Origin of the sequence: Rhodoblastus sp. (assembly GCF_052145335.1) — a bacterium.
Lineage (GTDB): Bacteria > Pseudomonadota > Alphaproteobacteria > Rhizobiales > Beijerinckiaceae > Rhodoblastus.
In genome coordinates, this window is the sequence record NZ_JBKQOU010000300.1 from 1 (window position 1) to 21756 (window position 21756).

Here is a 21756-nt window from a genome sequence, read left to right on the forward strand (position 1 = left end):
CCGAAGCCCAGGCCACCGCCGACGTACGCGCCTCCGCCGCCGACGCCGCGATCAAGGCGTCCGAAACGGTGCTGAAGACCCGCCCCTCCAGCGCGGACTTTGTCGGACAGGGCATCTCCAGCCTCAAGACGCTGATCAACTGAGGTTAGCCTCGATAGGGATTGAAAAAGCCGGGACTCACCCCCCACCCTTACAAAGGGGTGTTGATATCAGAAGCGTCCCGAGAGGGGCGCTTCTTTCGTCTCCGAAGGGGCAATTGATGCAGATGGACGCCCATTCTTCGGTGCATTTTTCTGTTAGGGTCGCGCTTCGACTCGCACTTCACGAGAAACTCTATGCCGCAGCCACAGCTATTTCTTGGGTTAAGCACCGAAACATGGGCCATCGCAATCGCGACATTCCTTGGCCCTGTTATGGCAATTGTCATCACACGTTGGCGTGACAAGGTACGAGAAGTTCGTTCTCGTAAGTTGGCGATTTTCCGGACGCTTCTCGCTACACGCAGGCAAATCATCAATGCGGAACATGTTAATGCAATCAACCTTATTGAGGTTGATTATTATGGAGTTAAAAACGTTGAGGATTCATGGCGTATATACAATGCCCATTTGTCAATACCCACCAAAACAACGCCGGACGAGAGGCGCGTTTGGGATGAAAAACGAAATGAACTTCTGGCGAAACTGATATTCGCGATGAGCCAAAAGCTGGGTTTCAAAATGAGCGAGATCGACATTAAGAATGGCGGATATTCACCGGATGGATGGCGTTACCGCGATGATCGATTGGGCGAAATTCAGGAGTTTGCTCTCAAAATCGCACGCGGTAATGTCCGTTTTCCGATTACCGCCGCTATGTATGACTCCCAACCTAGTCCGAACAGCGAACCAAGCATGTAAAGAATGGCGGCTCGCGTCCTGGTCGCTTCGAAGGAGCGAGACGGATGAGGGGGCTGCGCGCCGCGTCTGGCGCCGAGACAGTCGTGAGATTCTCCCCCTCATCCGGCGCTTCGCGCCACCTTCTCCCGCAAGGGGAGAAGGGCTCAACGCCCGGCTGTTGTGTACACCCCGCTCACCCCGTGTTGCGCAGCCCCGCCGCGATGCCGTTGATCGCCAGCAAAATCCCCACCCGCGCCTTGGCGTCGATCTGGCCGGCGCGCCAGCGCCGCAAAAGTTCCGCCTGCAGATGGTTCAACGGCGCGATATAGGCGAATCGATGCGCGATCGAGCGGGCGAGCGCCGGGTTGTCGGCGAGACGCCGCGTCTGGCCGGTGGCGATTTCCAAGGCCTCCGCCGTGCGGTTCCATTCCGCCTCGATTTCCGAGAAGATCGCATCGGCCTCGGCGCGGTCGGGGACGAGATCGGCGTAAAGCCGGCCGATCGCCAGATCGGCCTTGGCCAGCACCATGTCCATGTTGGACAATAGCGTGCGGAAAAACGGCCAATCCTCATTCATCCGCCGCAACAGAGCCTTTCCCACCTCGCCCTCGTGGCGCAGAAAAGTTTCGACCGCCGCGCCGAAGCCGAACCAGCCCGGCAAGGCCACACGGCTCTGGCCCCAGGAAAAGCCCCAGGGAATGGCGCGCAGGTCCTCGATTTTTCGCGTCGCCTTGCGCGAGGCCGGACGCGAGCCGATATTCAGTTCGGCGATTTCGGTGATTGGGGTCGAGGCGTAGAAATAATCGACAAAGCCCGGCGTCTCGTAGACCAGAGCACGATAGGCGGCCATCGACAGGCGTGACAGTTCCGCCGCCGCGTCAAGGAATTCCTGCGGCGGCCGCTGCCCGTCCGAAAGCAGAGTGGCTTCGAGATCGGCGGCCATCAGGGTCTCGAGATTGCGCCGGCCGATATCGGGATTGGCGTATTTGGCGTTGATCACCTCGCCCTGTTCGGTCAGGCGGATCTGGCCGCGCACCGTGCCCGGCGGTTGCGCCAATATCGCCTGATAGGAGGGGCCGCCGCCACGACCGACCGCGCCTCCGCGTCCGTGAAACAACCGCAAGCTCATGCCGGGCAGCGTGTCGAACAAAGCCGCCAGCGCCGTCGAGGCGCGGTAAAGCTCCCAGTTCGAGGTCAGGTAGCCGCCATCCTTGTTGCTGTCGGAATAGCCGAGCATGACGTCCTGCACGCCGCTGGAGCGCCGCATCAACTCCGCCACGCCCGGAAGCGCGTAAAAGCTGCGCAGAATAGCCTCGGCGGCGCGCAAATCCTCGATGGTCTCGAACAAAGGCGTGACGATCAGTTCGAGCCGCGCTTTTTCACGGTCCGCCTCGTGCAACGTGCCGTGAAACAGGCCGCATTCCTTTTGCAGCACCATCACTTCCAGGAGATCGCTGACGCTTTCGGTATGGCTGATGATGTAATGGCGGATGCATTCCGCGCCGATCCGCTGGCGCAGATCGCGCGCGGCTTCGAAAACCGCCAGTTCGTCGCGCAAGCTCTGCGAATAGTCGAGATGGGGCGCGCGCAAGGGACGCGGATCGCCAAGCACGCGCAACAGCAGCTTTACGCGCAACTCTTCGGGCAGCGCCGAATAGTCCGGCTCGATCCGGACAGCGGCGAGCAGTTCCGCGACCACGGCTTCGTGGCGGTCGGAATTCTGGCGCAGGTCGGTCGTCGCCATGTGGAAGCCGAAAATTTCCACCGCGCGGATCAGCGACGCCAGCCGTCCCGCGACCAAGGCCTCGCCATGATGGGCGATCAGCGAATCGCGCACCGTGCAAAGATCGGCGCGAAGCGCGGCGGCGTCGGGGTAAGGATCGCCGGGCGCCGCCGCGTGGCGCATGGCCACGCCGCCGGTCAGCGCCGTCAACGTGCCGGCCAGTCGCGCGTAAACGCCGATCAGGGCGCGGCGATAGAGTTCGTCGGCGCGATGCGGGTTGAAGTCGCCCGAGGCGTCGGCCAAAGCCTGCAGTTCCGGCGTGCAGGCGACCAAAGTGTTCGACATCGACAATTCGGCGCCGAGATGATGGGTCTCGAAGAGATAATGCCGCAGGATCACGTCGCAATGCGCCTTGGCCGCGATTTCCAGCGTCTGCGCATCGACATTGGGGTTGCCGTCGCGGTCGCCGCCGATCCAATTGCCCATGCGGAAAAACGGCGGGACAGGACGGCCCAGCCTTTGTTCCAGTTCGGCGTAAAGCTTCGGAATTTCGCGGACGAAGGTCGATCGGTAATAGAGCAGCGCGTTGTCGATTTCATCGCTGACGGTGAGGCTGGCTGTGCGCAGGATGCGCGTCTGCCAGAGCTGAACGATGCGGGCGTGGAGACACGCCTCGTTGTCCTGGAAATCCGCCGGGCTGCGGCAGTTTTCCCGCGCCGCCAGCAAATCTGCGACGGCGCGTTCGGCATCGAGCGTCGAGCGCCGCTGCACCTCGGTCGGATGGGCGGTCAGCACCGGCGAGACATAGGAATTCTCCAACGCTGTGGCGATTTTTTCCGCGGAAACGCCCCCCGCCGAGAGCCGGGCGAAACTGTAGCCCAGGCTTCCCGGCTGGGCGCTCGGCTCATGGGCGGCGCGGCGGCGGAGGAAATGCCGGTCCTCGGCGATATTGGCGAGATGCGAGAAATAGGCGAAGGCGCGGATCACCGAGACGGTTTCCGCCGGGGTCAGGCTTTCCAGCAGATGTCCCAGCTCGCGCGCCGCCGCCCTGTCGGAGTGGCGCTGGTCGGCCACCGACAGCCGGCGGATGGTTTCGACCAGTTGAAAGACCTTCTCGTTTTCCTGCTCGCGCACCGTATCGCCGAGAATCTGGCCGAGCAGCCGGATGTCCTCATAGAGCGGGCGCTGCTTGGCGCTTTCGGCCTCGTCGTCGGCCGCGATGCTGGAAGATAGGTTCATCGGTCTTTCTCCTGCGAACAAAACCGCCCGATACGACCTTACCAGATCGCGTCGGGGTCGGCCCCGTGCAAATATTCGGCGATGCGGGCGCGGGTCGAAGCCGTGGCGTCCGGCGGCAGGGCGTCGACAGCAAAGAAACCCGATTCAGCGATCTCCCAGTCGGGCGGATGAATTTCCGTCTGGCGTACATTTTTTGCCAGATATAGGGCAACATGATCGCGGCGCGAATGGCGCGGGTTGTAGTAAAAACCGATCAGGCGCGGCGGCTCGCTCATTTCCAGCCTGCCCTCTTCCGCCAGTTCCCGCGTCAGGGCCTGCAAAACCGTTTCGCCTGACTCGACGCCGCCGCCCGGCAGATAAAAGCCCGGCATATAAGTATGGCGCACCAGAAACACCCGTCCGGCGCCGTCGAGGGCGATAGCCCGCACGCCCAGCGTCATCGGCCGCCTGAAAAGGCCAACAATTCTCTGCCCTTGCCGCAGGATTTTTTGCCAGACCGCCATTTCCGACATCAGGACGCCTTAAACTGGATTCGCCGGCCTTTTCACTTTAGAACTAAACCAAGCCGCCCCTTTCGACCAGTATGGATCAGCCCATCCTCCAGCGCTTTACCATCCGACGGGATCGGATTGAAAAGGCGCCGATATTTGTTTCGACGCGTTTTATTCAGGCGAACCGGCGTCCGCATCGCCTGGAAACGCCGGCAAGGACGAACAAAGGCATGAGTTTGAAGAATTTTTCCGACCTGACCGAACGCGAAGTCCTCGCCATAGCCATCGCCTCCGAAGAGGAAGACAGCCGAATCTACATAGGCTTCTCCGAGGAACTGGCGGAACGCTATCCGGCCACCGCCAAGGTATTTCAGGAAATGGCGGCGGAAGAGGATGGCCACCGCCGGCAATTGCTCGAACTTTACCAGCAGCGTTTCGGCCAGAACCTGCCCGCTATCCGCCGCGAGGACGTCAAGGGCTTTCTCAGCCGCCGTCCGACCTGGCTCTTGCAAAATCTGCCGCTCGACGCGATCCGCAACCAGGCCGAGGCGATGGAGAAGGATTCGCAGCGCTTTTACGTCACGGCGGCGCAACATTCGAAAGACGTCGGGGTCCGCAAGCTCCTCGGCGATCTCGCCATGGTCGAACGCAGTCATGGCGAAAGGGCCAGCGCGCTGGCGGAAGCCATTCTCACCGAAAGCGCCCGCGACGAAGAGGGGAAGACGGCGCACCGCTTTTTCGTGCTGCAATACGTGCAGCCCGGCCTCGCCGGCCTGATGGATGGCTCGGTCTCGACACTGGCGCCCCTGTTCGCCGCCGCCTTCGCCACCCATAATAACTGGAGCACGCTGCTGGTCGGCCTCGCCGCCTCGCTCGGCGCCGGCATCAGCATGGGCTTCGCCGAGGCCCTGTCCGACGACGGCACGGTCACCGGACGCGGCGCGCCCTTGATCCGCGGCCTCGTTTGCGGCTTGATGACGACCGCCGGCGGCCTCGGCCATTCCCTGCCCTTTCTGGTGCCCGACAGCTGGCCGAACGCCTTCTGGACCGCCACCGCGATCGCCGGCGTCGTTGTTTTTATTGAGCTGTGGGTCATCGCCTATGTGCGCGCCCGCTACATGGATACGCCTTTCCTCAAGGCGGTGGCGCAGATCGTGGTTGGCGGCGCCATCGTGCTCGCCGTCGGCATTTTGATCGGCGGGGCCTGATGAGTTTCCCAATGTTCCGCCTCGCTCATCTCTCCGACCCCCATATCGGCCCGCTGCCGAAGCCGCGATGGCGCGAACTGATCGGCAAGAGGGCGACCGGCTATATCAACTGGCGTCAGGGGGGCCGCTCGCGCGCCCATGACATGCAGGCGCTGTCGTCGCTGGTCGCCGACATGCGGGCGCATGGTCCCGACCATGTCGCCATGACTGGCGACATCTGCAATATCGGCCTGCCCGGAGAATTCCCGCTCGCCGCGCAATGGCTGGGCACTTTGGGCTCGCCGTCGGAAGTCAGCCTGGCGCCGGGCAATCACGACGTCTATCTGCGCTCCAGCGTGAAGCATATGACGCGCGAACTGAGCCCATGGATGCGCGGCGACGACGGCGCGCAGGTGTTTCCCTATCTGCGCCGCCGCGACGGCGTGGCCATCATCGGCTTGTGCAGCGGCGTGCCGACCCTGCCCTTCGTCGCCGCCGGCAAGCTCGGCGCCAGCCAATTGATGCGGCTGGAAAAGCTGTTGGGCGACACCCGTGACGAAATCCGCGTCGTGCTTCTGCACCATCCACCGGTCGATGGCGGGGGCGGCATACGCAATCTTGGCGATCATCGCGCCCTGGCGGAAATTCTTTCTCGCGAAGGAGCGGAGCTGGTGTTGCATGGGCACAGCCACGCGATTTCCAGGAAAAGCCTGCCCGGACCGCAGGGTCCGATTCCGGTGCTCGGCATTTGCTCGGCCTCCTCGATCGGCCGTAGTCCACGCCGGCGCGCCGCTTATTACCTGATCGACATAGACGCGAAAGGCCGCCGCCTGATCTTTACTGCCCGCCAACTCGGCGCAGCGGGGCAGTTTCAGACGATCTCGCTCTGATTGTCAGGCGATCACCACAGGACTTTCGGCAGCCGGCGCTTCCAGCGCTCGCCACGCGGCAAGGCGGTCGCCGCCTCCAAACGGTCGCCATGAGTCATATGGCCATGAGTCATATGGCCGTTGGCGTTACCATCGACGCGAATGACCTTTTTCGTCTCGACTCTAGGGGCGACCATGACGCTAGCCGCTGTGTGACGATCCGGCACAGGCAAGAATTCGCGCCGCGCAACGGGAACCACGGGCGCTTTCACTCGACGTGCGACAACGGGCCGCTTGGTTTCCGGCGCTGGGGCGGCGGCTGCTTTCGGCGGCCTGCCGCGCCGCCGCTTGGGCGGATCGACAAGACCGACCGCGACGGTCGAGACCGGCTCCGACACGAGCTGAGGCGCAGGCGCGGGTTCGATTGCGTCGAGAATGCGGCGTTGCGGTTTGGGCGGCTCCCTTGGCGGCGCGGGCCGACGCTCGGCTATCGCTTCCGGGGCGGGCTCTTTAAGCATGGTTGTCGGAAGCGCCGAAACGCCGCCCCGGCGCCCGCGTTTTACCTCGACCACAAATGGTTTTTGAGGACGACCCACCCTGAACTCCATCAATGAGCCGGAAGAAACGAATCAATTTACAATTTTTACTTTAGAACAGTTTTCCTGCCTAGGAAAATAGTACAAACCGGCAAGAGTTTGTTTCCAAATCCATATATTTTTTTAAAAAATCTCCCGGGCGCCGCCCCCTCGCCTCCACGGCTACGCTTCCCTTCACCGCTTTGACGTCTTTCTCGTTTATTGTCGTTGCGCAACCACTGAAAATGCGGAGGATCGTGCGATGACCAAAATCATTTTCTATGAAAAGCCTGGCTGCGCCGAAAATCAAAAGCAGAAGAACTTTCTGGCCGCAGCGGGCTATGAGATCGAAACCCGCGACCTGACGGCGGAACATTGGACGTCGGCTGGCCTTCGCGCCTTTTTCGCCGACAAGCCGGTGGCCGAATGGTTCGATCCTCGCGCCGCAAAAATCATATCCGGCGAGATCGATCCCGCCTCCGCCAATCCGCAAGCGGCGCTGGTGATGATGTCGGTCGACCCGAACCTGATCAGAAGTCCGCTGCTGAAGTACAAGGGCCGCTGCGCTTCCGGGCTCGGCGCGGCGGAACTGGAGCATTTCCTGAGCGCCCGCGGCTCTCCCAGGCCGAACCGGGCGCCGGAGCATTGGACCGGCGAATCCGCCGAGTAACTATTACTCAGGTTTCGACGAAAGCTTTTTCGATGACATAGCTGGCCGGATCGCCGCTCGAGCCCTCTCGGAAACCGCGCTCCTCCAGCATCCGCACCAGATCCTTCAGCAGCCCCGGGCTGCCGCAGAGCATGACACGATCTTCAGCGGGATTGAGCGGCGGCTGGCCGATATCGTCGAAAAACTTGCCCGATTCGATCAGGTCGGTGACGCGGCCCTGATGCACATAGGGTTCGCGGGTCACAGTCGGATAATGGATGAGCTTTTCCTGGACGATATCGCCGAAAAACTCGTTGTCCTTGGCCGCCGCGACAATATCGAGACCATATTGCAGCTCGGAAACCTGTCGGCAACCATGGACTAGAATGAGCTTGTCATAGAGGTCATAGACCTCCGGATCCTTGATGATGCTGGAGAACGGCGCGATGCCAGTGCCGGTGGACATCATGTACAGCCTTTTGCCGGGCAGCAGGTTCGACTGCACCAGAGTGCCCGTCGGCTTGCGCCCTACCAGCACGGTGTCGCCGACCTTCAAATGCTGGAGCCGCGAGGTCAGCGGGCCATCCGGCACCTTGATGCTGAAAAACTCGAGATCGTCCTCGTAATTGGCGCTGGCCATGCTGTAGGCGCGCAGCAGAGGTTTGCCTTCGACTTCAATGCCGATCATCGCGAACTGGCCGTTGACGAAACGAAATGCTGGATCGCGGGTGGTGCGGAAACGAAACAGGCGGTCCGTGTAATGCTGGACTTCGAGCACAGTTTCGCGATTGAAGGCGCCGCCGCTTTTCTTCTTCGGCGCGACGGCCTCGGCCGGCGGCGCCGACAAGACTTCATTTCCGGCGGCATCGCTCATTGTGATCCGTCTCCTAAAGGCTCAACGCCAGAAAACGCCGCAGGTTCGGCGCGGGCGAGGTTCTGACCCGATTGTGGCCCCGATTGCTTGCGCTGGGCGCGGCAGCCGAAGCGTGCAACGCCTGCATCCGATAACACCGTTCTTGCCAGATCGGCGCCTGAAGTGAACACGCAAAAAGCGGCAAGACCGCGATCAGGGGTTTTCACAGGCGCGCAAGCAAAATACGGCAAGAGCGCGCCTCGCCAGCATCGACGACCTATGCGGGGCTTCCTATACCGATGCCGCAAAAATTGCAACTTCGGGGACTCGGTCCTTGTCTTATCCAACATCCACCTCTGGCGTGACATGGGAGGCGGCGGCGCCCTTCTTGATTCCGCCGATCTTGCCATCGCCCAGGCCGCTGTCGCAAAGCCGACAAAGGCTCGCCAAGGCCCCGGTCTCCCGCCTCGCCCCGGCCTTGGCACAATCGTTGCTCCGCTCCGGCAAATGGACCGGAGCCTTTTTTCATGATCAGCCTGACGCCCGACGCCCTTTCCGCCGCCAAGACCATCCTCGCCAATGCCAAGACGCCAGCGGAAGGCCTGCGGATTCAGGTGGAAGCCGGCGGCTGCTCCGGCTTCCAGTACAAGATGGAGTTGGAGACCGAAGCGCGCGAAGGCGACGAAGTCGTCGACGCCGATGGCGTCAAAATCTTCATCGACGACATTTCGGCCGACCATTTGCGCGGCATGAAGGTCGATTTCGTCAGTTCGCTGGAGCGGTCCGGCTTCGTCTACGAAAACCCCAACGCCACGGCGCAATGCGGCTGCGGCAAGTCTTTCGCGTAAGGCGTCATTGGTTTGGAGGGCGGCGCGATGGCGACGGTCTATCTCGATAACAACGCCACGACAAAGGTGGATGGGAAAGTCGTCGCGGCCATGCTGCCGTTTTTCACCGAATTTTTCGGCAACGCCTCCTCGACGCATGAATTCGGCGCCGCTGTCGCCCCGGCGATGAAGGCGGCGCGGCAAAAAGTCCAGACGCTGCTCGGCGCCGAATTCGATCACGAGGTGGTCTTCACTTCCGGCGGAACGGAATCCGACACAACCGCCATTCTTTCCGCTCTCGACGCCTTTCCGGACCGCAGTGAGGTCGTCACCACCGTCGTCGAACATCCCGCCATCTTGAACCTCTGCCAGCATCTCGAAAAATGCGGTCGCGCAAAAGTGCATTTCATCGGCGTCGATGCGGGCGGCAAACTCGATCTCGACGCTTTTCGCGCCGCGCTTTCAGAAAGGACCGCGCTGGTCTCCGTCCAATGGGCCAATAACGAGACCGGCGTGATTTTTCCCGTCGAGGAACTGGCGCAGCTTGCCAAACAGGCCGGCGCGCTTTTCCACACCGACGCGGTGCAGGCCGTCGGCAAGATACCGCTGGCGCTGAAAGGCTCCAGCATCGACATGCTGTCGCTGTCGGGCCATAAATTGCACGGCCCCAAGGGGATCGGCGCGCTTTACGTCAAGAAGGGCGTGAAGCTGCATCCCCTGTTTCGCGGCGGCAAGCAGGAGCGCGGACGGCGCGCCGGCACCGAAAACATTCCCGGCATCATCGGCCTCGGCAAAGCGGCGGAACTCGCCGCGGAAAATCTCGAAGCCGAAATCGCGCGCATCAAAGCGCTGCGCGACAGGCTGGAGGCCGGAATTTCCGCCGCCATCCCGCATTGCCGGATCAATGGCGGCGGCGAGCCCCGCCTGCCCAACACCTGCAATGTCGCCTTCGATCATGCCGAGGGCGAAGCCATCCTGCACCATCTCGACAAGGCGGGAATCGCCGCGTCCTCCGGTTCGGCCTGCGCCTCGGGCTCGATGGAGCCGAGCCATGTGCTGCGCGCCATGCAGGTTCCGCCGCTGGCCTTGCAGGGCGCGATCCGCTTTTCGCTGTCGCGCGACAATAGCGAGGCCGACATCGACCGCGCGCTCACCATCCTTCCCGACCTGGTCGAGAAGACGCGCGCAAAATCGCCGCTGTGGGCGGAAATTCGCCAGAAACAATTTGCGTGAGACCGTTCATGACCCCTGCCGGATCGCACAGGATTTCCATCAACGACACGACGCTGCGCGATGGCGAACAGGCGCCGGGAGTGGTGTTTTCGCTGGCCGAAAAACTCGCCATCGCCCGTGAGTTGGCCGCCGCCGGCGTCGACGAGATCGAGGCCGGCACCCCGGCGATGGGCGAGGAGGAGGTCGAGGCTATTGCGGCCATCGTCTCGGCGAACCTGCCCTTGCGCGTCGGCGCCTGGTGCCGGCTGAACGAAAGCGACGTTGACGCGGCGCTGCGCGCCGGCGTGAAAATGGTCAATATTTCGGCGCCCATGTCGCGCCTGCAAATGCGGGTAAAGCTCAAGGCCGAGCCGCATGAAGTGGCGGCGCGGGTGACGCGCGTCATCGGCTATGCGCGCGAAAAGGGCCTGGAAGTGGCGCTCGGCGGCGAGGATTCGTCGCGCGCCGATCTGCGCGACATCGGCCTGATCGCGGGCGCCGCGGCAAAGCTCGGCGTGTTCCGCTTCCGCTTCGCCGACACGCTCGGCCTGCTCGATCCTTTCTCGACCTATGAATATATCAAGCGCCTGCGCGACGAGACCGGCCTGGCCGTCGAGTTCCACGGCCACAACGATCTCGGCCTCGCCACCGCCAACACGCTCGCCGCCATTCGCGCCGGCGCCAGCCACGCCAGCGTCACCGTGCTGGGCCTCGGCGAGCGCGCCGGCAACGCGCCGCTCGAGGAAGTCTGCGTCGCACTGCCGCGAACCGCGGAGGCGCGCACCGGCGTCGATCCGACCCGCCTCGCCGCGCTGGCGGAACTGGTCGCCCATGCGGCGCGAGACTCCATTCCCCGCGCAAAGCCGATCGTTGGCGCCGATATTTTCACCCATGAATCCGGCATTCACGTCGCTGGGCTTTTGTCCGACGTGCGCACCTATCAGGGTCTCGATCCCGCCATGCTCGGCCGCCAGCACAAGGTGGTGATCGGCAAGCATTCGGGCCTGGCGGCCTTGCGCTCGATCTGCTCGGCCATCGGCATCGAACTCGACGCCAAGGCCGGCGCCGCCTTGCTGGCGCGGGTCAAGGCCATCGCCAAAATGACCAAGAGCCTGGTGCCGGACGGCCGGGTGCGGCAATTGGCGCGCGAGGAAATTTCCAAGCACCAGCGCGGCCGGTCCGACCAGACGGCGCAAATTTCGGGGGAACTATGAGCGAGGCAAACGGCTATTTCGTCGATTGGAACGGAGAACTGCGCAGCGCCGACGATCCGGGCGGCGGCTATGCCTGCGAAGTGGATCGGCCGGCGCGCTATGTCGCGGTGATGAGCAAGGCCGGCGCGCTCGTCCACGAGGCGACGCTTTACAAGACCCTCGCCGATGTGGAAAAGGCGGGCATCAAGGCGCAACTCGTGCCGGGCTCGAAACCCTGGGCCAGTCCGAAGGACGGTTTTTGACCTTTGATTGCAAATCCAGCAGGTTTCACCTGCTGGATTTGATTAGGCGCGAATGCGCCGCCGAGCTTATGCGAGGAATTCCATAATCGCGATGTCGCGAGTATGGAAAATAAGCCGATGGAGACGCGCATTTGGTTCCGATGACCATTCTCGTCGATGAAAAGCCGAAATGCGTGGTTCGCCCCAACGACATGAAGGGGCTGCAACGCTTCCTGCGCAACGGCAAGTCCTGGCTGCTGGCTGACCAGCCCGATGGCGCCGTCAGTTATCGCGAGGCCGACGAGCGCGAAAGACAGGCCTGGCGCAACGCCAGCGACCTGCACCGCGCCTGGGGCGGCGACGACGAGGATTTTTTTGGCGTGCCTTTGTAAGTTAAGGCCGACCTTCGCCGCGGTCGTGCGGATTGTCGGCCTGGTTGCGCATCCAGTCGGCGAGCTTGGTCATGTTGGCGTCGAGTTCCGCCCGCGCCGCCGGATCGGCGATGGTCTCGCCAAGCGCTTGTCGCATGCACAACAGCCACGCGTCGCGTTCCGCATTGCCGATAGGAAAGCCCATATGGCGTTGGCGCAGGCGCGGATGGCCCTTTTCCGGCGAATAGAGTTTCGGTCCGCCGGTCCATTCCGACAGATAGCGCTTCAACACCTTTTTCACCGGCCCGAGATCGACGTCGTGCATGTCGCGGATTTTCTTCGCCTGCGGAAAACTGTCCATATAGCCGTAAAAGGCCTCGACCAGACGATCGATCGCCAAGGCGCCGCCGATCCGGTCGAACATCGCAATTTCCGTCGTCGTTTCGCTCACGCCAAATTCCTCACCTGAATTCATTCGGCCATGCTGGGCAGAAGCAGCACTTCCGCCGGCGCGCCACCCTGCGGCTCGACCAGTTCCAGCGCTGCGACCAGCGACAGGCCGCCGTCGCTTTCCATCAGCACCACCGCCTCGACCGGCATTTTCGCCAAGGCTTCGAGCAATTGCGCCACCGTCACGGCGCGGCGCCGTCGAAGGTCAAAACGGTCGGTTCCTCATCGAGCATCAGTATTTCCGCCCGCCGCAGTCGCCCGGCGTCGTCATAATCGTAGGAATGGCTCAGTTCGACATCGCCATAGACGATTTTCTGGAATTCCAACAGCCTGCCGCAGCCATCGTAAAAAGCGCGAATGTATGTGTTGCGATTGGTCAGCGCATCCGGTTCGATCTGATTGAGCAGCTTTAGCGGCAATTTCACGCCGGAGGTGGCGAGAAAGAAACGGCAGTCGCGGGAATCTTCCACAAATTCGTTCATTTTCGCCCTTCAGGAATGGATGGTGATTTCCATCGTATCTTCCATGTCATCGTCATGGCCTCGCGAAAAATCCTCTTCGAGCAGGGCGACGCCATGCACGCAGACATCTCCGTCGAGCACCGCGACGCCGACTTTTTCCAGCTGCGCGCCTTCGCACTCGCCAGAAAGACAGGTTCCGGTCTCAACGGCGAATTTGGCGCCGTGACGTCCGCATTGCAGCAGTTCGCCGGTCTCGTCGAAGAATTTTCCCGCGCCGATGTTCAGCCATACGCCCTGATGCGGACAGGCGTTGCGATAGGCGTGATATTCGCCCTTGCCGTTGCGGGCGATGACGATGCGAAAGGGTTTTGAACCGCCCGAACCATCTGATTCCGCGAGATCAAACGCCTTGGCTTCGCCGCGCGCGATTTCGGTTTCCGAACAGATAACGAAATAGAAGCGGGCCTTCTCCCCGGCATCAACCATGGAACACCTTATAAATCAAGTAGTTGCCTTTGTCCTTCGGGGCCGCTTCCTTATTCGGAAATCGCCCTGGATCCGGAAAATCGGGGAAAAATCCGGAGACGAAAAAAAACCTCAGGAGGACTTTTCCTCCCTTCGTCCTAGCAAGAGGAATGCCAAGCGGAGCGGTCCGGGCCGATTTGTCTTGAGAGGCGGATGAAGGACTTTTCAGGCTAAGCTCTCGCGAGGTTCGGCTCACGAATCGCGCAGATCGAAAAGCTCTCCGGTGTTCCGGCGATTCTTGGGCCAAAGCGGCGGTGGCGACGAGCAGCGCGCCGAGAACGGAAGCGAATTTCATGGCCTTTGTCCGCGCCCGACCAGGATCGCCCCAGTTCACGGCGCTGTATTCGCGGCTTGCAGCGGCAAGCCGACGCCGATTTCGTCACTTGAGCAGGTCAATGGCTTCTAGCCCAGTCGATAGCGCCTGAAGAACCAGCCCTTCACGAAAAAGACGAGGGCAAGATAAGCTGCGGTCACGAGCGCCAGGGCGCCCATGACGGTGGCGGGCAGCGGAACGAACCCAAGCCAGGGCGCCAAGGGTGAATAGGGAAGCGCAACGGCCGTGGCGAAGGCGAAGAGCGTGCTCGCCACCAGCGCGGGATGCGGCGGATCCTGCAGGGGTCTGGCCGTGCGGATGATGAAGATCACCAGGGTCTGGGTGGCGAGCGATTCGACGAACCACCCGGTCTGGAACAGCTTCTCGTTCGCATGGAAGCCCCATAGCAAAAGGCCGAAAGTGGCGAAGTCGAAAATCGAACTCAACGGCCCGAACACCAACATGAATTTGCGGACGATGTTGAGATCCCAGTGCCGCGGCTTCGCCACCATGGAATCGCTGACCCTGTCCAGCGGAATCGTCGCCTCCGACAGATCATAGAGAAGATTGTTCAGGAGGATCTGGGTCGGCAGCATCGGCAGGAAGGGAAGGAACAGAACGGCGCCGGCCATGGAGAACATATTGCCGAAATTCGAACTCGTCCCCATCATCATATATTTGATGATGTTCATGAAGGTCTTGCGCCCTTCGCGCACGCCGTCCGCCAGAACGCCAAGATCCTTGCGCAGAAGGATCATGGCGGCCGCGTCCTTGGCCACGTCGACGGCGGTGTCGACCGAGAAGCCGACATCCGCGGCGTGAAGCGACGGCGCGTCGTTGATGCCGTCGCCAAGATAGCCGACAACATGGCCCCTGCGCCGCAGCGCCGTGATGATGCGCGATTTTTGCGGCGGCGTGACCCGGCAGAACAGCGTGGTTTCGTCGACCCTGGCCTGCAGGGCCTCGTCCGTCAGGACCTCGACCTCCGGCCCCGTCAGCGTTCCGCCGATTTTGAGACCGAGCTCGCCACAGACATGGCGGGTGACCAACTCGTTGTCGCCGGTCACGACTTTCAGGGCGACGCCCAGCTCGGCGAGGGCGTTCAGGGCCTCGCGCGCCCCCGCCTTAGGCGGGTCGAGAAAGGCCAGGAACCCAGCGAAAGTCAGGCCTGTTTCATCGGCGATGTTCGCCTGGTCTCGGTCCGCCTCGACCTCGCGCCACGCGACCCCGAGCCCCCTGTAGCCTTGGGCGCCGAGCCCATTGAACGTCTCCGCGGCGGTCTTGCGCGCCGCGGCGTCCAAGGGGAGCGGCGACGCTCCCTGCTGGTCGTAATAGGCCGACTGGCCGAGAACATCCTCCGGCGCGCCCTTCACGATGAGAAGCCGACGACCCTCGCCTTCGACGAGAATCGAAACGCGGCGCCGTTCGAAGTCGAACGGAACCTCGTCGATCTTCCGCCAGGGCGCCAGGTCGATCTTGCCGACCGCGAGAATCGCTTCGTCCAGAGGACTCTTGAGCCCGGTTTCGAATGCTGCGTTGAGTTGCGCCATCCGCAACACGGCGCCACTGTCCCGCCCGCCAAGGTCCATTTCCCGGACCAGCTTGATGCGGGCTTCGGTCAGCGTCCCCGTCTTGTCGCTGCAAAATACGTCCATGGCGCCGAGATCGTCTATGGCGGACTGACGCTTGACGATCACCTGCTTGCGCGACATGCGGATCGCGCCATTTGCAAGCGTGACCGACACGATCATCGGCAGGAGTTCGGGCGTCAGCCCGACCGCGAGCGCCAGGGCGAACAGGAAGGATTCGAGCAGCGGCCGATGAAAGAGGAGGTTGATCAGGACCACGAACAGGACGAGAAAGATCGTGGCCTGGACGATCATCATCCCGAACTTCTGGATGCCCATGGCGAAGGCGGTCGGCGGCGGCGGCTTCTGGAGCGCGCTGGCGATCGAGCCGAGTTGCGCCTTGCGCCCGGTCGCCACGACCAGCGCTTTTGCGGTTCCGCTCACCACCGAGCTTCCCATGAACACAAGATTGGACGGGAACGCGCTCGCGCTCGCCCCGCCGTTCGCCGGAGCCGCGTTCTTTTCGGCGGGGTATGGCTCTCCGGTGAGAAGCGCTTCGTCGACGTAAAGGTCGCGGGCCTCGATCAGTCGGGAATCGGCGGGCACGAGATCGCCGGCGGCCAGAAGAACGACATCGCCGGGCACGATCCCCGCCGCGGGAACTTCCACCGGCTGTCCATCGCGCAGCGCTTTCGCCGTAAGCGAGACCTCTTCGCGCAGGCTTTCGGCGGCATTTTGCGCCTGATGCTCCTGCGCCACGTCGAGGATCACCGAAAGGAGCACGATGGTGGCGATGATGACGAAGCTGGGAACGTCGCCTGTGAACGCCGATACGCCTGCGGCGAAAAGCAGAATCAACACCAACGGATTGCTGAACCGTTCGGCAATGGCGAACAGCAGGCGCTTGTGCGACGCCGTTTCGACCCGGTTAGGCCCAACCACAGCAAGAATGCCTTCCGCTTCGGAAGCGCGCAGGCCGGTGTCGGAGGAATGCAGCCGCTGAAGGAGGTCGGGGAGCGGAAGCGCAGCGATTTCCGATATTTCAGGCGCCGCAGGGTCGGGAGCGCCTCTGGTCGAGCGTTGCACTGGGGGTTGCGCGGAGGCTGCGTCCGGCCGGACGGAAGGCTGCTCATTCATCGACTTCTCCAGTCGTAATGGCGGGAGTCACAAGCGGAATCACGCATTGAGTTCATGCGCCCGAGGCGGACGCCGGTTCGATCCAGCATTGAAGCCCGGATTTTCGCTCATCAAGCTCAAGTTTATAGCCTTAACATCGCATGACCCCGTGGCTGGAACGCACCGCGACTTCCCGAACCTGACTGATTTTTCGCCGACCCGCTCGTCCCGCCCCGCCATGCGGCTTACTACTTCGGCCTGACCCGCGCTATCAATGGAAAGCTCCCGTGTGGCACGGCAGGCCAAAGCTTGCAGCAGCGTCAGCGGTGCAACGGCTTCCGAAACCATAGCACCGCATCGGGTACAATCGTTCCCGATATTCTGCCTAATGAGCACAATGACCTTCGCATCGATCCAGGGGGATCACCGGCGTGAGGGCTCGGCGCCAAGGATAGGCGCGTTGCGTTTCGTTACGTGGAGCGACCGGCGATGAGGCGTTGGTGCGTCGTGCGCCAGATTAGCGCGGGATGGGCGGGCGCCGGCGATGGCGAGGTCTGCCAGTGGACGCTTCCGTCGGGCTCCCCACCGGAGGACCGAGCGGAATTTAGCCGAACTGGTCGCTGAGGTCTCGACGATCGATCGCGATTGCTGGCGACGGCATTTGCCAAGATCGCGCTACGGGCCGTGACGAGGAGATTGCGCGCGAAATGATCCGGCGCTCTCGTTCTTTGGGGGGCGTAGAACGAGAGCGCCGGGCGGGACATCGGGCTATGCCCGCCGCCCACGGCGTCCTAATTTACGGCCATTTATGTCCAATTGTTGGCGCATGGCCGGCTATTTGACGAATATCCCCAGCCGCCGCACGTTGCCTGCGATGCGTATCGCGCTGGCTTTGACTCGACGATTCCCGGCGACAGATTGCGCCGGCGCCAAACGACCCTTGATTTCGAGGTGGCAGGGCACATCGGGGGGCGGTAAGGTGCACTGGCGGAGATAGTTCGCTACGCACCGGTGATGCTCCCGGAGGATCTCAATGCCGAAACTGACCGAGGATGCCATCTGCAAAGCTATCGCCGCAGGCCCGGCGCCCGGCAAGTCCTACACGATGCTCTTGGACCCGGAAATGACCGGGCTTGGTTTCAAAATCATAACTTCGCCATTGGCGCACAGACCGCCCATCCCGCTCTTGGCTGTTGAATTCGCGCGCGTTTTCGGCGCTCTCATCCTAGGGAGCCTATTTTACTAAGCGTTTTTACTACATGACATTAATATGAATGCAGATAGGCCGTGCATAAACATTGCTCCGCACACTATAGGCGCCATTTTTATAGGCGGTTTCGACCTAGGCTACAGCCATTAATTTGGTTACTTCTCCGTTCCGGTAGCGCGGTTGGGCGCCTCGCCGAACTTGCCTTTGGGCAAATCGGCGCTCCGACCTGGAAAAGCCTGGGGGCGACGATGAAAAGATTTTTGTTGATTCTTTTGACGGCGACCGGCCTGGCGGGCGTCGCCAACGCCCAGAGCCTTCCTAGCGCGAAGGCCCCCGAACCGGCCGCGGAGAAGCCGAGCTGCTTCGCCGACTTCTCGACCTATATGAATTCATCGGTCAAGGACTGCCCGCTGAGCTACGCCGGCGTCACCCTGTTCGGCAATATCGATGGCGGCTATGGCTACGAGGAACATGGCGTCCCGATGGGCTACAGCGCCGACAAGGTTAATTACGCGATCCAGAGGAACAGCAACCGTTCAACCTGGCTTTGGTCACCGAACGGGGCCTCGACTTCGACGGTTGGCGTCAAGATCGAAGAGAAGCTTTTCGACAAATGGCTGTTCATCGCTGCGGCCGACACCGGGTTTAATCCTTATTCGATGAATCTGATCGACGGCCCGCAGTCGCTGGCCGACAACAACCTCAACAAGGCTCTCACCCAGCGGTCGCACTTCGATTCGAGCCGCGCCGGCCAATGGGACAACGGCCAGGGCTTCTTCGGCTTCAGCAATCCCGACTACGGCACACTGACCTTCGGCCGCACCAATTCGCTCGCCTCTGGCGTTCTCGGCTCCTATGACCCGGTGGCTTCGGTCGCCTTTTCGCAGATCGGCTTCTCGTCGGCCTATGCTGGCTTCGGCATCAGCCCCTCGGTGCGCGTGAACACGGCGCTGACCTACCGCCTGACTTACCAGGGCTTCCGCATCGCCGGACAGGCGCAGATCGGCGGCTATGAGCTGGGCAATGCGTCGACCAGTTCGTATCAACTCCAGCTGGGCGCGGATTTCGGCAATTTCTCCTTCGACGTGGTCGGCGGAACAGCCCAGAACTCGGTGGCCTTGTCGACTTATGGCGGCAGCGGCCTGCCGGCCGGCTACGACCCGAATTCGATCCTGAAGGCGACCGTGGGGAACAACGCCGGCGTCGAAGTTTTGGCGAGCTACAAATGGGATAAGTTCAAATTCTATGCTGGCTATATCTACGGTCAAACCAACAATCCGACCAACACCTACTACCCCGGCGGCCTGCCGACCATCATCTCCGCCGGACTTTTTGTTCCTCCGGGCGCCGTCACCACCAACGCCTACAATGTGCCTCGCGATCAGAACACGGTCTGGACCGGCGTCCGCTATTCGGCCATGAAAAATCTCGATCTCTCAGCAGGCGTCTATTGGGAAAGCCAGAACGATTACCTGCAGGGGCCGGCGCTCTGCACGGGGTCGGGAATTTACACCAGCAGCAGCAAATGTTCCGGCGGCCGCTATTCCTATTCCTTCATGGCGGATTGGAAGCCGATTCCTCGCGTCGACGTCTATGCCGGCTTGATGGTCTCGACGGTCTATGGCGGCGTGGCCAGCGGCTTTCTGTATACCCAGAACATCGATCCGATGGTCGGCGTCCGCTTCCGGTTCTAAGGCGCCGTTTAAAAAGGCGGCTTGAACAGGGACGGCGGGTCGCCATCTATTCGCGGAGCCAGCAGGCGGCCGCAGAAAGAAGCCGGGACGTATTTCGACATTGTCCGTCAACGACGACCAAGTGGAGATTTCCAATGAAAACTGCTATCGCCATGGCGTTAGCGCTCGGCGTATGGGCCATGTCGCCCGCGGTCGCGGCTTCGTCCGAAACGACTGAGCCGACCCACCACCATCACCGCCACCACTACAATCATCGCCAGGCCGTCGCGCCGGCCCCCCATTTGGCTCCCGCGGTCGCGGCTCCCGCGGGCCCCTCGTTGAGGCCCTATCCTCCAGGCGAGGGCGACACGGACGGATTGAGCCGCGATCCCGACGATTGCAAAACGGGTTGCATCGGCGGCAATCCGGGCTGACGGAGGTCCTCGAGGCAGCCCGGTCTTTTGCACGATGCCAGGGCGTCGCGCAAAAGACGGTCGCGCTATCCATCAGTCCGCTTGCGCGTTCGCGAGACAAATGTCCGATGAAATTTTTATAGAGCATCCTTCACTAAAAGTTGTAGGATGGTGGACAGGAGTGTGATTGTTTTCCCTAGTCAGTTCCGAACTTACTCTGGTACGTTTTCTGGAAACTAGACAGGCTCCGAACAGCCAACGCAGTTCTCATTTCAACGAACTTTTTGCAGATGGTGACAAGTCTAAAAGCCTCATTTTGAGCGAGAAAACGACAATGATCACACGTCGAATTGCTATTCGAGACTCGCTGGTGGCAGGCGGCGCCGCTCTTCTTGGCTGGACGATCCCGGAATTCAGTGCAAACGCCGAAGAAAACCTATCAATTCATGGGGCTGGGTCGACATTTTCTGCCCCTTTGTATCAAAAGTGGATTGAAGCATATCAACAGGATCACAGACAGGTCTCGATAAACTACGACGCCGTCGGGAGCGGCGAAGGCGTGACACGCTTTGTCCACGGCTCCGTCGATTTCGGCGCGACCGATGTTCTGCCGAGTGAATTGATGCTCGCCGCCGTCAAGCGCGGCGCCATTCCAGTTCCCGTTACCGCAGGCATGATTGCCCTGGCTTATAATCTCCCCGGTATTACGGACGTTCTGAAGCTGCCAAGGGATGTTTACGCCGATATTTTCACTGGACGAATTCGGGTCTGGAACGACCCCAGAATTGTTGCAGCGAACAAGGGCCTTCATCTGCCGGCGTCCGATATCGCCGTTGTGATCCGACAGGACAGCAGCGGGACGGCCTCTGCGTTCACACGCCATCTTGTCGCGATCGGTTCAAGTTGGCAGGCAAACGGAGCGGGGGACGGTTTTGCGATTGATTGGGCGACCGCCGCCATGCTGGCCAAAGGCAACGAAGGCGTCGCGCAAAAGATCAAGATAAGCGAAGGCTCGATCGGCTTTGTTGAATATGGTTTCGCCAAGCGCCTCGGACTAAGCATGGCGACGCTGGAGAATGACGCCGGGAAATTCGTAGCCCCGGGCCAAGCCGCCGGGATGGCGGCGCTCCTGGCATCGGGAAGCGGCTCGACCGCTAATCCACCAGGAGACGCCTCCTACCCGATCGTTACTTTGAGCTATTTGCTTCTTTTTAGGAAAAATACCGATTCCAGGAAAGCGGCGGTCTTGAAAGATTGGGTCAAATGGGGCCTGGCGACGGGTCAGACATTCGCACCAGGACTCGGCTATCTCCCATTGCCTCCTGAAACCGCAGCGCTCGCGGAGCGATCTCTGGACAGTGTTTCCTGATCATAAATGCGCCTGGCGCTAGACGATCTCAGCATCGAACCTTGCCGCGCGCCTGGCGCTACGCCCCAAGTGGCGGCGCCGTTGTAGCCGGCGTCGCGAATGCCCGCTTCGAGAACAGGAATTAAGCCAGACCTCCCTCGGAAGCGGCAAAAAGCCGTCGCGATTCCGTTGCTGTGATCGAAACGCGAAACATCCCCAAGTGTCGAAGCCGATAGCCTGTTGCTTAATGCGCCTGACCCTTTCTCGGCGCCATAACTGGTCGCGTCCATAGCAGCTTTTTTCCGCGCTCTTGACACTCTGGCTATCGACTATCGCAGCCGTCGGCCTTTGATGGACCCTCGCGATCGAC

Annotated in this window: 23 protein-coding genes; 13 read left to right on the forward strand and 10 right to left on the reverse strand. The window is 61.5% G+C overall.

All coding sequences use genetic code 11. The annotated features are described in order from the left end of the window. Positions 1–335 precede the first annotated feature (335 nt). Positions 336–899 (forward strand): DUF6680 family protein, encoded by a 564-nt coding sequence (locus ACLP2E_RS18220; protein WP_442460851.1) that lies wholly within the window; start codon positions 336–338, stop codon positions 897–899. 172 nt (positions 900–1071) lie between these two features. Here the strand turns inward: ACLP2E_RS18220 and ppc are convergent, their stop codons facing one another. Both ppc and ACLP2E_RS18230 read right to left on the reverse strand, forming a co-directional pair. After that, positions 1072–3840, reverse strand: a complete 2769-nt coding sequence (ppc, locus tag ACLP2E_RS18225; protein ID WP_442466745.1) for a phosphoenolpyruvate carboxylase — start codon at positions 3838–3840, stop codon at positions 1072–1074. 38 nt (positions 3841–3878) lie between these two features. Continuing rightward, on the reverse strand, positions 3879–4352 hold the full coding sequence (locus tag ACLP2E_RS18230; protein WP_442460853.1) for an NUDIX domain-containing protein: 474 nt from the start codon (positions 4350–4352) through the stop codon (positions 3879–3881). 215 nt (positions 4353–4567) lie between these two features. On the opposite strand from ACLP2E_RS18230, the gene mbfA reads away from it, so the two are divergent. Together mbfA and ACLP2E_RS18240 are read left to right on the forward strand one after the other, a co-directional pair. Continuing rightward, positions 4568–5539 carry an iron exporter MbfA gene (gene mbfA / locus ACLP2E_RS18235; RefSeq protein WP_442460872.1) on the forward strand — a complete coding sequence of 324 codons (972 nt, stop codon included), beginning with the start codon at positions 4568–4570 and terminating at the stop codon, positions 5537–5539. A gap of 11 nt (positions 5540–5550) precedes the next feature. Next, positions 5551–6408, forward strand: a complete 858-nt coding sequence (locus ACLP2E_RS18240) for a metallophosphoesterase family protein (RefSeq protein ID WP_442466746.1) — start codon at positions 5551–5553, stop codon at positions 6406–6408. Between the two features lie 11 nt (positions 6409–6419). On the opposite strand, the gene ACLP2E_RS18245 is transcribed toward ACLP2E_RS18240, so the two are convergent. Continuing rightward, positions 6420–6905: a hypothetical protein gene (locus ACLP2E_RS18245; protein WP_442460855.1), complete on the reverse strand. Its 486-nt coding sequence runs from the start codon at positions 6903–6905 to the stop codon at positions 6420–6422. 319 nt (positions 6906–7224) lie between these two features. Here ACLP2E_RS18245 and ACLP2E_RS18250 point away from each other — a divergent pair, with 319 nt between their 5' ends. After that, positions 7225–7632 carry a hypothetical protein gene (locus tag ACLP2E_RS18250; RefSeq protein ID WP_442460856.1) on the forward strand — a complete coding sequence of 136 codons (408 nt, stop codon included), beginning with the start codon at positions 7225–7227 and terminating at the stop codon, positions 7630–7632. A 7-nt stretch (positions 7633–7639) separates the two neighbouring features. On the opposite strand, the gene ACLP2E_RS18255 is transcribed toward ACLP2E_RS18250, so the two are convergent. Then, complete coding sequence (locus tag ACLP2E_RS18255) at positions 7640–8485, reverse strand: ferredoxin--NADP reductase (RefSeq protein WP_442460857.1); 846 nt, start codon at positions 8483–8485, stop codon at positions 7640–7642. Positions 8486–8991: 506 nt separating this feature from the next. Here ACLP2E_RS18255 and ACLP2E_RS18260 point away from each other — a divergent pair. The 5 genes from ACLP2E_RS18260 (at position 8992) to ACLP2E_RS18280 (ending at position 12330) form a co-directional block, all read left to right on the forward strand. Next, the gene (locus ACLP2E_RS18260; protein WP_442460858.1) at positions 8992–9312 is read left to right on the forward strand and encodes a HesB/IscA family protein; all 321 of its coding nucleotides are present in this window, start codon (positions 8992–8994) and stop codon (positions 9310–9312) included. Positions 9313–9339: 27 nt separating this feature from the next. Continuing rightward, positions 9340–10524, forward strand: coding sequence for a cysteine desulfurase NifS (nifS, locus tag ACLP2E_RS18265; protein ID WP_442466747.1), 1185 nt, complete (start codon positions 9340–9342; stop codon positions 10522–10524). Between the two features lie 8 nt (positions 10525–10532). Beyond that, on the forward strand, positions 10533–11717 hold the full coding sequence (gene nifV / locus ACLP2E_RS18270; protein WP_442460860.1) for a homocitrate synthase: 1185 nt from the start codon (positions 10533–10535) through the stop codon (positions 11715–11717). Then, positions 11714–11959, forward strand: coding sequence for a hypothetical protein (locus tag ACLP2E_RS18275; protein ID WP_442460861.1), 246 nt, complete (start codon positions 11714–11716; stop codon positions 11957–11959). Before nifV ends, ACLP2E_RS18275 begins: the two co-directional genes overlap by 4 nt. Positions 11960–12090: 131 nt before the next feature. Then, positions 12091–12330 (forward strand): hypothetical protein, encoded by a 240-nt coding sequence (locus ACLP2E_RS18280; RefSeq protein ID WP_442460862.1) that lies wholly within the window; start codon positions 12091–12093, stop codon positions 12328–12330. Between the two features lies 1 nt (position 12331). On the opposite strand, the gene ACLP2E_RS18285 is transcribed toward ACLP2E_RS18280, so the two are convergent. The 6 genes from ACLP2E_RS18285 to mgtA all read right to left on the reverse strand — a co-directional run bounded on the left by ACLP2E_RS18285 (position 12332) and on the right by mgtA (position 16763). Further along, on the reverse strand, positions 12332–12784 hold the full coding sequence (locus ACLP2E_RS18285; protein ID WP_442460863.1) for a group II truncated hemoglobin: 453 nt from the start codon (positions 12782–12784) through the stop codon (positions 12332–12334). Next, positions 12781–12945 (reverse strand): hypothetical protein, encoded by a 165-nt coding sequence (locus ACLP2E_RS18290; protein WP_442460864.1) that lies wholly within the window; start codon positions 12943–12945, stop codon positions 12781–12783. Before ACLP2E_RS18290 ends, ACLP2E_RS18285 begins: the two co-directional genes overlap by 4 nt. Further along, the gene (locus ACLP2E_RS18295; RefSeq protein ID WP_442460865.1) at positions 12942–13241 is read right to left on the reverse strand and encodes a DUF6156 family protein; all 300 of its coding nucleotides are present in this window, start codon (positions 13239–13241) and stop codon (positions 12942–12944) included. Before ACLP2E_RS18295 ends, ACLP2E_RS18290 begins: the two co-directional genes overlap by 4 nt. Before the next feature lie 9 nt (positions 13242–13250). Further along, the gene (locus ACLP2E_RS18300; protein ID WP_442466748.1) at positions 13251–13706 is read right to left on the reverse strand and encodes a Rieske (2Fe-2S) protein; all 456 of its coding nucleotides are present in this window, start codon (positions 13704–13706) and stop codon (positions 13251–13253) included. Then, positions 13699–14040 (reverse strand): hypothetical protein, encoded by a 342-nt coding sequence (locus ACLP2E_RS18305; RefSeq protein ID WP_442466749.1) that lies wholly within the window; start codon positions 14038–14040, stop codon positions 13699–13701. Before ACLP2E_RS18305 ends, ACLP2E_RS18300 begins: the two co-directional genes overlap by 8 nt. A gap of 107 nt (positions 14041–14147) precedes the next feature. Then, positions 14148–16763, reverse strand: a complete 2616-nt coding sequence (gene mgtA, locus ACLP2E_RS18310; protein WP_442466750.1) for a magnesium-translocating P-type ATPase — start codon at positions 16761–16763, stop codon at positions 14148–14150. A gap of 1012 nt (positions 16764–17775) precedes the next feature. Here mgtA and ACLP2E_RS18315 point away from each other — a divergent pair. The 4 genes from ACLP2E_RS18315 (at position 17776) to pstS (ending at position 21407) form a co-directional block, all read left to right on the forward strand. Beyond that, entirely contained in the window at positions 17776–17988 is a 213-nt protein-coding gene (locus ACLP2E_RS18315) for a hypothetical protein (RefSeq protein WP_442460868.1), read from the forward strand. A 212-nt stretch (positions 17989–18200) separates the two neighbouring features. Next, positions 18201–19646: a porin gene (locus ACLP2E_RS18320; protein WP_442466751.1), complete on the forward strand. Its 1446-nt coding sequence runs from the start codon at positions 18201–18203 to the stop codon at positions 19644–19646. Positions 19647–19780: 134 nt separating this feature from the next. Further along, complete coding sequence (locus ACLP2E_RS18325; RefSeq protein ID WP_442460870.1) at positions 19781–20059, forward strand: hypothetical protein; 279 nt, start codon at positions 19781–19783, stop codon at positions 20057–20059. Positions 20060–20225: 166 nt separating this feature from the next. Beyond that, the gene (pstS, locus tag ACLP2E_RS18330) at positions 20226–21407 is read left to right on the forward strand and encodes a phosphate ABC transporter substrate-binding protein PstS (protein ID WP_442466752.1); all 1182 of its coding nucleotides are present in this window, start codon (positions 20226–20228) and stop codon (positions 21405–21407) included. The last annotated feature ends 349 nt before the right edge of the window (positions 21408–21756 follow it).